Annotated in this window: 9 protein-coding genes; 7 read left to right on the forward strand and 2 right to left on the reverse strand. The window is 60.7% G+C overall.

Features of this window, described 5'->3' with window-relative positions; genetic code table 11:
* The first annotated feature begins 44 nt into the window (after positions 1 to 44).
* The 7 genes from tssH (at position 45) to V3C40_RS24395 (ending at position 10337) form a co-directional block, all read left to right on the forward strand.
* A complete protein-coding gene (gene tssH, locus V3C40_RS24365; RefSeq protein ID WP_331778739.1) occupies positions 45 to 2717 on the forward strand; it encodes a type VI secretion system ATPase TssH in 2673 nt (890 codons plus the stop codon).
* A 134-nt stretch (positions 2718 to 2851) separates the two neighbouring features.
* Entirely contained in the window at positions 2852 to 5653 is a 2802-nt protein-coding gene (locus V3C40_RS24370) for a type VI secretion system Vgr family protein (protein WP_331778740.1), read from the forward strand.
* Positions 5650 to 6573: a DUF4123 domain-containing protein gene (locus V3C40_RS24375; RefSeq protein ID WP_331778741.1), complete on the forward strand. Its 924-nt coding sequence runs from the start codon at positions 5650 to 5652 to the stop codon at positions 6571 to 6573. The genes V3C40_RS24370 and V3C40_RS24375 overlap by 4 nt, the downstream gene beginning before the upstream one ends.
* A gap of 37 nt (positions 6574 to 6610) precedes the next feature.
* Complete coding sequence (locus V3C40_RS24380; protein ID WP_331778742.1) at positions 6611 to 7030, forward strand: hypothetical protein; 420 nt, start codon at positions 6611 to 6613, stop codon at positions 7028 to 7030.
* Between the two features lie 73 nt (positions 7031 to 7103).
* Positions 7104 to 7604: a DUF3304 domain-containing protein gene (locus V3C40_RS24385; RefSeq protein ID WP_319993071.1), complete on the forward strand. Its 501-nt coding sequence runs from the start codon at positions 7104 to 7106 to the stop codon at positions 7602 to 7604.
* Between the two features lie 53 nt (positions 7605 to 7657).
* Positions 7658 to 8155 (forward strand): DUF3304 domain-containing protein, encoded by a 498-nt coding sequence (locus V3C40_RS24390; RefSeq protein WP_139143539.1) that lies wholly within the window; start codon positions 7658 to 7660, stop codon positions 8153 to 8155.
* Between the two features lie 31 nt (positions 8156 to 8186).
* Entirely contained in the window at positions 8187 to 10337 is a 2151-nt protein-coding gene (locus V3C40_RS24395) for a phospholipase effector Tle1 domain-containing protein (protein ID WP_331778743.1), read from the forward strand.
* Positions 10338 to 10397: 60 nt separating this feature from the next.
* Here V3C40_RS24395 and tssA read toward each other — a convergent pair whose 3' ends face one another.
* Positions 10398 to 11447, reverse strand: a complete 1050-nt coding sequence (gene tssA / locus V3C40_RS24400) for a type VI secretion system protein TssA (protein ID WP_331778744.1) — start codon at positions 11445 to 11447, stop codon at positions 10398 to 10400.
* Between the two features lie 19 nt (positions 11448 to 11466).
* Positions 11467 to 12261 carry an OmpA family protein gene (locus V3C40_RS24405; RefSeq protein ID WP_331778745.1) on the reverse strand — a complete coding sequence of 265 codons (795 nt, stop codon included), beginning with the start codon at positions 12259 to 12261 and terminating at the stop codon, positions 11467 to 11469.
* Position 12262 lies beyond the last annotated feature (1 nt).

Consider the following 12262-nt stretch of genomic DNA (forward strand, 5'->3'; position numbering starts at 1 on the left):
CCATCTTTCTTTTTTATCCGTTTCCACACAAGGACCTTTGCCCCATGAGCATCAACCTCAAGACGCTGATCAGCAAGCTCAATGACACCAGCCGTACCGCCGCCACCCGCGCCGCCGGCATTTGCGTCGGCCTCGGACAATACGAGGTCGACCTGGAACACCTGTTCCTGGCCCTGCTGGAACAGCCGGCCAGCGATTTTGCGCTGATCGCCCGCCACAGCGGCATCAGCGTCAGCATGCTCGAAGCGGACTTGCAGGCCGAAGTGGCGCGCCTGCAGACCGGCAATGCGCGCACCCCCGTGTTTTCGCCCCGGCTGCCGAAGCTGTTTGAAAACGCCTGGCTGATCGCGTCGCTCGACGTGCAGGCGGGCCGCCAGGCCAGCATCCGCAGTGCGCATCTGCTGCAGGCGCTGCTGACCGACCCTGAATTGGCGCAGCTGGCTTACCGGGGCTCGAAACTGTTCAACAAATTCAAGCTCGACGACTTGAAGCATAACCTCGACAAGATCACGCAAGGCTCGCAGGAGGCGGCAGGCGCTTCGGCTGCCGATGGCGAGGCTGGCGAGGGCGGCGAGGGAGGAGGAGACCCCGTCGGCGAACTGGCAGGGCGCGCGGCCGCGTCGAAAACTCCGGCGCTGGACCAGTTCACCACCAACCTGACGGCGCGCGCGCGCGACGGCAAGGTCGATCCGGTGATCGGCCGCGATGCGGAGATCCGCCAGGCCATCGATATCCTGATGCGGCGGCGCCAGAACAACCCGATCCTGACGGGCGAGGCGGGCGTGGGCAAGACGGCCGTGGTCGAAGGGCTGGCCCTGCGCATCGCGCAGGACGACGTGCCCGATGTGTTGAAGGGTGTCGAGATCCATACGCTGGACATGGGCCTGCTGCAGGCCGGCGCTAGCGTCAAGGGCGAGTTCGAGAACCGCCTGAAAAACGTCATCGACGAAGTCAAGAAAAGCACGCACGCCATCATCCTGTTCATCGACGAAGCGCACACCATGATCGGCGCCGGCGGCACGGCCGGCCAGAACGACGCGGCCAACCTGCTCAAGCCGGCATTGGCGCGCGGCGAGCTGCGCACGATTGCCGCCACCACCTGGGGCGAATACAAGAAGTATTTTGAAAAGGACGCCGCGCTGGCGCGCCGCTTCCAGGTCGTCAAGATCGAGGAGCCGAGCGAGGAACTGGCCTGCGCCATGTTGCGCGGCATGGCGCCGCTGATGGAAAAGCATTTCAATGTGCGCATCTATGACGAAGCCATCACCGAAGCGGTAAGGCTGTCGCACCGCTACATCATGGGACGCCAGCTGCCCGACAAGGCCATCAGCGTGCTCGATACGGCCTGCGCCAAGGTGGCGCTGGGCCAGAACGCGACGCCGGCCCTGCTGGAAAACCTGGTCAAAAAGCTCGACCGCATCGACGCCGAAGTCGCCACGCTCGAGCGCGAGGAAAAGAGCGGCGGCAACCACCCGGTGCGTCTGAAAGACTTGCGTGAGCAGCGCAGCAGCGCCGCCGGCGAGCATGCGGCGCTGGCCGCGCGCTGGGAAAACGAAAAGACGCTGACCGGAAAAGTCAGGGCGGCGCGCCAGGACCTGGAAAGCGCCGGCGTCAAACCGGACGCCAGCCAGGCCGGCGATCTGCAGGCCCTGCTCAAGGACTTGCGCGCGCTGCAGGGCGAAACACCGATGGTGCCGGTGCAGGTCGACGGCCACGTGGTGGCGGAAATCGTCGCCGGCTGGACCGGCATCCCGCTGGGAAAAATGGTCAAGGATGAAATCCGTACGGTGCTCAAACTGAAGGACATGCTGGAAGAGCGCGTGCTGGGCCAGTCGCATGCGATCGAAGCGGTGGCGCAGCGCGTGCGTACCTCGCGCGCCAACCTGGACGATCCGAACAAGCCGAAGGGCGTGTTCCTGTTCGTCGGCCCGTCCGGCGTGGGCAAGACGGAAACGGCGCTGGCGCTGGCCGATGTGCTGTATGGCGGCGAACGCAAGCTGATCACCATCAACATGAGCGAATACCAGGAAGCGCACAGCGTGTCAGGCCTGAAAGGCTCGCCGCCCGGCTATGTCGGCTATGGCGAAGGCGGCGTGCTGACCGAGGCCGTGCGGCGCAACCCTTACAGCGTGGTGCTGCTCGACGAAGTGGAAAAAGCCCACCCGGACGTGCTCGAGCTGTTCTTCCAGGTCTTCGACAAGGGCGTGATGGAGGATGCCGAAGGGCGCGAGATCGACTTTAAAAACACCATCATCATTCTCACCTCGAACGTCGGCTCGAGCATCCTGATGCAGGCCTGCCTGAATGTGGCGGCGCCAGACCTGCCGACGCCGGAGCAGCTGGAGGAAAAGCTTCGCCCGCAACTGATGAAAACCTTCAAGCCGGCCTTTTTGGGACGCTTGAAAGTGATCCCGTTCTATCCGATCTCGGACGACGTGCTGGTCAATATCATCGGCCTGAAACTGGGCAAGATCGCCCAGCGCATCGCGGCCAATCACAAGGCCGAATTCAGCCACGACGAGGCGCTGGTCGAGGCCGTGCTGGCGCGCTGCACCGAAGTCGATTCGGGCGCGCGCAATGTCGACAATATCCTCAACGGCACGGTGCTGCCCGAGATCGCCGAGTCGGTGCTGGCCAAGATGGCCGAAGGCGCAGCGATTACGAAAATCAAGGTCAGCGCCAGCAAGCAGGGGCAGTTCAAGTACACCATCAAGTAAGTCCTGCCGCCATGGTGCGTGGAGAGGAGGGAGCAATCTGTTCACCCGGTTTCAATCGCGCTCCGGTGATATAAATTCCTCGCTACAATAATTGTTAAATATGCAAAATTTGGTAAACGACTGACGGGAAGCGCATGTCATCCACCTCGACCGACAAGATTGCTGACGCGCTGGCTGCTTTCACGAGCGCCACGCGGCTGTACGAGTTGACCTACGGCGAGGACGCGGACAGCGGCTTGCTGGTCGAAGCCTTTGCCGCCGACGAACGGCTGCAGGAGGTGGGCGCGCGCGACATCATCGCCTTGTCCACCAGCGCCCATGTGGCGCTGGCGTCGCTGCTGGGCCAGCCGGCCAGCCTGCATATCAGCCTGGCGGACGGCACGCGCACTCCATTTTCCGGCTATATCAGCGCCGCCGCCACGCTCGGCAGCAATGGCGGACTGGCGCGCTACCGGCTGCGCATCACCCCATGGCTGTGGCTGCTGACCCAGGCGCGTAACAGCCGCGTCTGGCAAGACCGGAGCGTGAGCGCCATCGTCGACGAGGTCTTGCAGGCGTATGCGCCGTACGCGCTGTGGCGCTGGAGCGACGAGGTGGCGTCATTCATGCAGGAAGCGGGCGAGCGCAGCTATTGCTGCCAGTACCGCGAATCGGACTACGATTTCGTGCGCCGCCTGCTGACGGAAGAGGGGCTGGCCTGGCGGTTTGACGGTCAGACCATGATCGTCTTTGCCGACAGCAGTCAGGTGTGCGCCACGCCCGAGGACGCCAGCAGCGCGCAAGGCGGCGGCTTGCGCTTTCATGGCGCGCGCGTCGGCGAACCGGGCGACAGCGTGCAGGCCTTGAGCGCGCGGCGCAGCCTGCAGGTGGGCCTGAGCAGCGTGCTCAGCTATGACTACAAGGCGAAAAAGGCCGTGGCCGCCAGCGTGCCGACCAACACTGCGCTCAGCGGCAAGCATGCGCCGGTGCTGGAAAGCTACGATACGCCGGGCCAGTACTGGTACGCCAGCGCCGCCCAGGCGCAACGCTACGCGCAATTGCAGATGCAGGCGCATGAAGCGCGCGCCCAGCTATGGCAGGCGCGCTCGACCGTGCGCACCCTGCGCGCCGGCACGCGTTTTACCCTGACGCAGGGACCATTGCCGCCCGCCGATGGCGCCGCACCCGAGTATGTCGTGCTGCGCGTGGCCAGCATCGGCGTCAACAACCTGCCGGCGCCGGCACTGGAGGGATTGGCGGAACTGTTCGGCCCGATACCGGAATTGCTGGAGGAAACCGTGGCGCAGTGGGGCGACGGTTTTCCCGATGTCGCCGCCGCGATCACCCAGGCGCAAGCCAGCGGTTACGCCAACTGCATCGAGATGATCACAGCAAGCACGCCGTGGCGTCCGCTGCAGGATGGCAACGATGCGCGCCAGCATGCCACGCCGACGGCCCTGGGCAGCCAGAGCGCCATCGTCGTGGGCGCCGATGGCCAGGACGCGGCCAGCGGCGCCGATGAAATCTATTGCGACAGGCTGGGCCGGGTGCGCATCCGCTTTCACTGGCAACAGGAAACGGCCGCGACCTGCTGGGTGCGCGTGGCGCAGCGCGCGGCTGGCGGCGGCATGGGCAGCCAGTTCCTGCCGCGCATCGGCCAGGAAGTGCTGGTGCAATTTTTGGAAAACGATATCGACCGGCCCGTCATCGTCGGCGCGCTGTACAACGGTCAGGGCGAGGGCGGTACCAAGCCGACCCCGGGCGGCATCGGTGGCGAGCCTGGCGACGCCGGCGTGTTCCAGCCGGCACACGATCACGCGGTAGCGGGCCAGGGCAATGTGGCGGGCGGCAACAGTCCCTTGTGGCATGGCGCCGCAGGGGCCAGCGCGGCGCACCGCAATGCCAGCGCGCAATGGGGTATCCGCAGCAAGGAGTTCGGCAAGGCGGGAGGAGCGGCGGGCTACAACCAGCTGCTGTTTGACGACACCGACAGCCAGGGCCGGGTGCAGCTGAAAAGCAGCCATGCGGCCAGCGAACTCACTCTTGGCCACCTGATCCACGCGGCCGACAATTACCGGGGCAGCCTGCGCGGCGCCGGCGCCGAGTTGCGCACCGATGCGTATGGCGCGGTGCGGGCCAAGGCGGGCTTGCTGGTGAGCAGCTATGTGCTCAGGCACGAGGCCGCGCAACGCGATCCGGCCGGCGACAATGCCGGTGGCATGGCATTGTTGAAACAGGCTGTACTGCTGGGCGACACCTTCAGCCAGGCCGCACAAACGCATCAAACGGTGGCCTACGCCAGCCATGTCGGCGCCAGCGCCGCCAATGCCAGTGAACTCGACGAGCAGGCGGCGCCCCTGAAAGCCATGCAGGCCAGCGTGGCGGGCATGCACGAACAACTGCCGCACACCAAGGACTCGCTGATCGCCATTGCCGCCAAGGCTGACCTGGGCCTGATCGCCGGCCAAGACCTGCAGCTAGCCAATGGCGAGAGCGTCATCCTGATGAGCGGGCAGGACACGCAATGGAGCAGCGGTGGCCAGTGGCGATTGCACACGGGCCAGGCCATCGGCATGCTGGGCGGCGCGATGAAGGCCGGGGAGGGTGATGCCGGGGTGCAGCTGATCGCCGCCCAGGGCACCATCGACGCGCAGGCGCAAGGCGACACCTTGCGGCTCCAGGCGCGCGACGAGGTCAACGTCATCAGCGCTAACGCGCATGTCGACTGGGCAGCGCTGAAAAGCATCCGTTTGTCGACGGCGGGCGGCGCCAATATCACGATCGAAGGCGGCAATATCACGATCCAGTGTCCGGGCAAGATCACCGTATTTGCAGGCAAGAAGAGTTTTATCGGCCCCACGCGCGCGCCGTATGTGATGCCGCCGCTGCCATCGAGCACGTGTAAAAGCTGCATTTTGAGCGCCATGCAACAGGGTGCAGCGGGAGTACTGCGGTGACGCCCGGCAGCGTTTCGGCATTGCACGGCTGGGTCCGGGCCAGTCTTGGGCGGCAACGCCTGCCTTATTTGCTGCTCGACAGTGCGCAGGCCGAAAACAGCCACCTGACGCTGCAGCGCTGGAAAGTGCCGTATGCCTCGCTGTTCGAGGAAACCCATGAAGCAAGCCTGCCCGAGATCGCGCCGCTGCTGATATCGCTGTCCGGCCTTGCGCCTGCCATGCTGGAGAAAGTCTGCGACTGGGCCGAAAAACTCGGTTATGGCGCACCTTGCCTGAGCTGGATGGAAAGTCCGTGGCCCTTGCCCGAACTGGCGCGGCATTTGCGCCAGTTTCACGCCGTCGGCCTGAGTGACGAGCAGCAGATGATGCTGCGCTGGTACGACACGCGCATCCTGCCCGTCTGGCTGGCCTGCCTGGGGCCGCTACAGCGCGAGCAGTTTGTGGCGGGACTGTTGAGTTTGCAGTACATCAACCGTTTTGGTGACGTTGCCGTCCTGCTCGATGTCGACACCGCCGGTGCTGCGCCGGACGCTGTGCTGATGGGCTCGCCGCTCATCCACCTGGACGATGCGCAATACGGCATGCTGGTCGATGCCGGTGACGCCGATACGCTGATCAGTCATTTACGGCGGGTGATCACGGACGAAACCAACGATACCCCGCCCCGGCTGCTGTACGAATTCGTTGCCCGCTACCAGCAGCGCGCCCTGGCCGCCGGCATCGACGACCTGGACCGCCAGACGCAATACCTGCTGCTGGCCCTGTACACCTCCGGCGCCGGCATCGAACACCCCGATTTCATCGCCCTCATGCAAGACCCACCCACCTCTATCGAAAGTTTCTATGAAGCCATGCAAGCCTTGTCCGACGACGTATGGGAAGCCGGTCCGCCCTTGTGGGGCATTCAACTTGAAGCTTGACCGGCTCCCGGCGCTGGCACTGTGCCTGAGTTTGGCCTTGGTGATTGCCAGCGGCAACGTCGCAGCGCAGACAGCGGTAAAAGCCGCGCCGCAGGCGTCAAGCGCCGTCAAGCACGCCAAGCTGAAACCGGCCGACACCGCCAACTTGGTCAGCCATTTGCGGCGCGTGATCACCGATGAAACCAATGACACGCCGCCGCGCGTCCTGAACGCCTTTGTCGCGAAATACCAGCAGCGCGCGCTCGATGCCGGGATCGATGACCTCGACCGGCAAACGCAATATGTCTTGCTGGCGCTGTATACCTCTGGCAAGGCAATGGAACAGCCCTTGTTTGTTGAATTCATGAAAAACCCACCCGCATCGCTGGACGCCTTTTACGACGCGCTGCAAGCCTTGCCGAAAACCGTTTGGGAAGCGGGGCCGCCGCTGTGGGAGGCGTATGAACCCAAGGGATAAGTTACATCTAAGGTTGATGTAATTTTCATTTCAATCTCGGGATGTATTTGGTCAATGAATTTCAGGAACTCAGATGATAAAAAGGCTATTTCCAAGAAATTTAATCAATGTATTTTTATGTATTTTTATGGCATTTTCAAATACGGCATGTGGCAAGGAAAAAATGGACTTGACAGTCAATTTGAGCGCCTACAATCATACCGAGAATGGAATCGGTGGATATGTCGTGACGCTATCAAATGGGTCAAGGGTGGAAGCCGGATTCCTTGCTCCTGGAAAAGGTGGAGGAGGGATGACTTGCTGCCTTTCCCTGCCGACAATATGGCGTCCGGGAATGACTGCAAATATCATCATGAGTTCAATAGAAAATGGCAAAGAAATTCATGTGGAAGAAAGTGTTCCGGTGCCAAAGTACACTGCTGGCGATGCTGGGATGTTCATTGTACATTTTCTGCACAATGGAAGTTATAAAGTATTTGTGACCAGATACCTGCTGGGACATCGAAAATATCCTCTTTATGGAAAAGAAGCTGAATTGCAGCAAGGCGAGCCGCTTGAGATAATTTGGGAATAATTTTTCTGATATGAATGTTATTTGCGATGAATTATTTTTATTCTTGAGAGGTTATGATGAATTTATTGGGAAAACGATTTTATTGTGTCCTTTTATGTGGGTTTCTTTTGTTTTCAAATATGGCTTGTGGCAAGGGAAAGATGATGTTACCAGTCAATGTAAGTGGATATAATCATACCGAACATGGGATTGGGGGTTACTTAGTGACCTTGTCGACAGGGTCGGAAGTGGAGGTCGGTTATCTCGATGCGGGTTCCGGTGGCGGCGGATACACTTGTTGTCTTGCAATTCCAGCAGTATGGCAGCCGGGAATGACGGCAACAATCCGCATGAGTACCATAAAAAATGGAAAAGAAATTAGTGTGGAAAAAACCGTCCCAGTGCCTAAGTATGTCTCAAGCGATGCTGGAAGATTTATAGTACATTTTCTGCACAATGGAAATTATAAGGTATTTGTAACTAAATATGCATTAGGGCACAGAAAGTATCCACTCTCAGGCAAGGAGGCAGAGCTTGAGCCAGGTGTGCCATTGGAGATTATATGGGAGTAATTCCAAAAAAATTTTTCATGGAGCTTATATAATGTCTATTATTTATACTGGACGTAAAGCCCCCTTGGATGGGCGTCGCAGGCTCACGGCAAAAGAATCGTCACAACGTGCAAAAGCCATGGCATGTGTTAGATCACCTCACAAAACTGAATGCCAAGGGCAAGTTTATATCGGTCTGTTTTATGATGGGAGTGGAAATAATGCTGCGTGGAGGCAGGTTGATCCCGTTGTCAATCCGAAAAATCTTACACAGCGGCAACGGAACAAGCACAGCAACGTTGCCAAGTTGTGGGATGCGCATCTTGAGCAAGAGAGAAATGGATATTTTAGTGTCTATATGCCAGGTGTAGGAACTCCGTTTGCTGCTATTGGTGACACTATTTCAGCCCTTACCGATAATGCTGGCGGTGGATTTGGCTATATGGGCGCCGATAGAATAAACTGGGGCATTACCTCGCTGTTCAATGCAGTGCATTCATACTTGACCGGCTCCAACTTAATTGAGTCCGACACACAGCGGGTGCTGGTTAACTTGATGAGTTCTCAGATGCTGCTGGGTAAAGAGGGCGTGCGGCGCTGGGCAATGTTGACCGCTCTGGAAGAGCGTCTTGCAAAGGTCGTAAAAACCCATCAGCGCAAGGTAAAGCAAATTAATGTTTCCATTTTCGGTTTTTCCCGTGGCGCGGCCGAAGCGCGTGCCAGTGCACATTGGCTGCATCAGATATTTGAACGGGAAAATGGCGCATTTGAGCTTGCCGGCGTACCCATTCGGATAGGTTTCCTGGGAATTTTTGATACCGTTGCGGCAGTAGGTGTGGGTGATGTGACACCAGTCACCTTTGGTCATATGGCTTGGGGAGATGGAACGCAGAGCATCCATCCAGTAGTCGAAGAATGTGCCCACTTTATTGCTCTGCATGAACAGCGCGCGAGTTTTCCGTTGGAATCGGCAACTGGACGGGGTAATGTAGGATATCCCGGCATGCATTCCGATGTGGGCGGCGGTTATTACCCGGGAGAGCAGGGCCGATCCATGCCGGCCTGGGGGCCCTCACCTCACTTGTCGCAGATACCGTTGATCGACATGCATTTCGCCGCCCTCAAAGCGGGAGTGCCGTTATTGACGATCAAAGAAATGAACGAAAAACAGCGTGTTGCTGTTCGAAAGTCTTTTTCCACCGACCCAAGACTGATCGCCTCCTACAACAACTGGCTGACGCATAACGGCATCAAGGGCGCAGACGTGAAGACCTTTACCGAGGCGCATACAAAACAATATCTGCGCTGGCGCGGCATGTTGCACGCGCAGGGAACAGCGCAATTGAAGACCAAGCGTTTTTTCAAGGAGTCGGATAAGCCGGGCCAGAAAGACTTGCTGGAGGCCGATAGCGATCTGGGCGTATATCTGCGCTCCTGGCGCGAACGAAAGAATGCCAACGCGACCTTGTCGGGATGGCTCAATGAACGCGCCAAGACGGTCTTGCATCGCGTCAGCCCGGCCGGCATGCTGTTTGTCGAAGAAGGAAAAGACCCGTTAAGCGACTGGGAAGAGCGGTTTTTGAAAATCATGACGGAAGGCGCGCAGCCGCCGGCTGGCTGCGTCACGCTGTTTGAGGATTATGTGCACGATTCGCGCGCCGGCTTTCGCATCCTGGGCAAGCACGAGCCGGTATGGCTGACCGGCGGCTATGGCCGCTTCCGCCACGTTTTCGTGCAAAGCGATGATTATTCGAACATGTCGAATATCGCCAATGAATCGCTGAAGGCCGTCAAGGCAGCCGGCGATGCGGCCGTGACCTACTTCCAGAAGCTGTATGGCTACACCGTCAGCACCTACCGGGTGGCGCGCAGAAAGATCGCTGCCACCGCGCGAGCGGTGTCCGAGGCCGAAAAGCGGCTGGAACGGCAGGCGGTGGAAACGTACAGGGAAACGAGCCGGATGATTGTCGATGGCGCCACCCGCGCCGGTCACGACGTGCACGATGCCGGGGTGGAGGCGGAAAAGAAATTGAACCACGCAGTCAAAACCGCGAAAAATGCCATGCAGCAAGCCAGCCAGGAAGCCCGGCTTTATTATGAGGCAGAAAAAAAAGTCATTTTGAAGTACGCGAATGCAGAGGCCGAGTTACTGGAGCAGCTGAAAAAGCGCTGGCTCGAGCAAGACCGGGAAAAAACGAAATAAGACGGAGTCAGGTACAGCCGCCCCTGGCGGCGGCAGACACGCCGCCAGAGGGACATTAATCTAGCCATTGCCGGGCGGTTGCACGCCCAGCAGCTCTTCGATATGCGCCAGCGAACCGGCATCCTTGACCACCGAACGCAGCCAGCTGTGCAAATCCTGGTCGGCCGCATTGGCGGCCTTGTCGGCAAAATAGGAGACGGGGCTGTGCGGTTCGCTGCGGCGGAAGAATTGCGCCACGGCGCGCAGTTGCTCGATCGCCTGTGCCCGCGTGGTGATGGCGCCTGGCGGGCCGGCCGGGATCGCTGTCACGGCCGGCGCCATCGCGCTTTCTGCCATGGCCAGACCGCCATCCGCCACAGCGGCGGGCACGGCGGGCGCCACGCCGGCACTGGAGGGCATTACGCGCAGCATCGCTTCGACGGCTTCGCGTGCCGTGGAAAAGGCCGGGCTGTCGTTGCCCAGCCGGGCGTCGACGACTCTTTCAAGCTTGCGCAGCGCTTCCAGGCAATCTTGCGCGTCGACGGCGAAACTGGCGCAAAAGGCGGCCGAGTTGTTGCGCCGCGCCGCTTCCATGTCGGACAGCTTGACGCCCTCATGCTGCCTGGCGGAATCCCCCGGGGCGGCCTGGCGTCGCGCAGTCTCGAAATCGATGGTGGAAAAAGCGCCGCCCGGGCCGCCCGTGATGGGCACTTCGCGCAGCAGCGCCGGGATGCGCGAGAGTATCCAGCTCAGGTTGCCGATGCGCTGCTCCTGGTCGCCGTCCTCGGCTTCGGGGAACAGGCCCCGGTCCCAGAATTTTTCGCACAGCCCCGCCAGCACCAGCAAGCCTTCGGCCATGCCGCGCAGGTGGTGGCGCTTGGTGCCCGCTTCTGTCAGCCAGACGGCCAGGCGCAGATCCTTGCTGCTGCCGGCAAGCAGGCCGGCGCAGCTGCGCACGACGAAGTCCCAGTCGGCCTCCTTCAGGTCGGCAACCCATTCGCCCTGGTCGAGCGTGGGGTCGTCGAACTTGCGTGCCAACGTGATCGCGTCGAGTTCGGGCGAAAACGCCAGGTCCACGCCTGCCGGTTGTTCATTGCTGATCGGAAGTAATAACTGTTCGGCTGAAAACATGTGGTCCTCTGATGGATGGTTATTGCGCCATGCGAAATTCAATGCGCCGGTTGCGGGCGCGCCCGTCCGCCGTGTCGTTGCTGGCGATCGGCCGGTCGGAGCCCTGGCCCGATGCCGTCAGCAGGTCGCCGTGGATGCCTTTCGATGCCAGGTAGAATTTGACGGCCTCGGCCCGCGCCTGGCTCAGGCTCTGGTTACTGGCGCGCAAGCCCTGGTTGTCGGTATGGCCGATGATCTCGACCTTGCGGCCGGCCAGCTTTTGCATGGCTGCCGCCATTTCATCGAGGATGGCGCGGCCCGACGGCGTCAAGGTGGCCTTGCCGCTTTCAAACTCGATGGTGCGGTTGGCCAGGGTTGTGTCGAGCACGCCTTGCTCGCTGGCCGACACGCGCAGGCCATTGTTGACGGTGTAGGTGGGATTGAGGCTGGTGGCGATATCGCTGGCGATTTTTTGCCGCTGCGCCTCGTTCGCCACTTCGCCGCGCACGCTGACGACACTGCCGTCGATTTTCAGCTGGCCGCGGCTGATCTGCTTGAGGTTGGGCGACAGCAGCTTTTGCACATACGCGTTCCAGTTGGCGGGCATCACCACCTGGCCGACGGCGATCTGGTCGACCACCTTGTCGGTGCCGTACAGCTCGCGCAGGCGCACCAGCACGGCCGCCTTGCTCGCTTCGTCGGGCACGGTACCGGAGGCCAGCACCTGGCCTGGCTGCGGCGTGGCGGCCGTGGGTATCGCTGTGGGCGCTTGCGCCGAAGCGGACATGGCGGCCAGCGCCATGCCGAGGAAGAGAACGATACGGGATAGGCGCATG

Origin of the sequence: Janthinobacterium sp. LS2A, assembly GCF_036543145.1 — a bacterium.
Lineage (GTDB): Bacteria > Pseudomonadota > Gammaproteobacteria > Burkholderiales > Burkholderiaceae_D > Janthinobacterium > Janthinobacterium aestuarii.

Bases quoted from the DNA above. Each gene is read 5' to 3' on its own strand.
- tssH (WP_331778739.1), top strand. From the start codon at position 45: ATGAGCATCAACCTCAAGACGCTGATCAGCAAGCTCAATGACACCAGC.
- V3C40_RS24370 (WP_331778740.1), top strand. From the start codon at position 2,852: ATGTCATCCACCTCGACCGACAAGATTGCTGACGCGCTGGCTGCTTTC.
- V3C40_RS24385 (WP_319993071.1), top strand. From the start codon at position 7,104: ATGATAAAAAGGCTATTTCCAAGAAATTTAATCAATGTATTTTTATGT.
- V3C40_RS24390 (WP_139143539.1), top strand. From the start codon at position 7,658: ATGATGAATTTATTGGGAAAACGATTTTATTGTGTCCTTTTATGTGGG.
- V3C40_RS24395 (WP_331778743.1), top strand. From the start codon at position 8,187: ATGTCTATTATTTATACTGGACGTAAAGCCCCCTTGGATGGGCGTCGC.
- tssA (WP_331778744.1), bottom strand. From the start codon at position 11,447: ATGTTTTCAGCCGAACAGTTATTACTTCCGATCAGCAATGAACAACCG.
- V3C40_RS24405 (WP_331778745.1), bottom strand. From the start codon at position 12,261: ATGCGCCTATCCCGTATCGTTCTCTTCCTCGGCATGGCGCTGGCCGCC.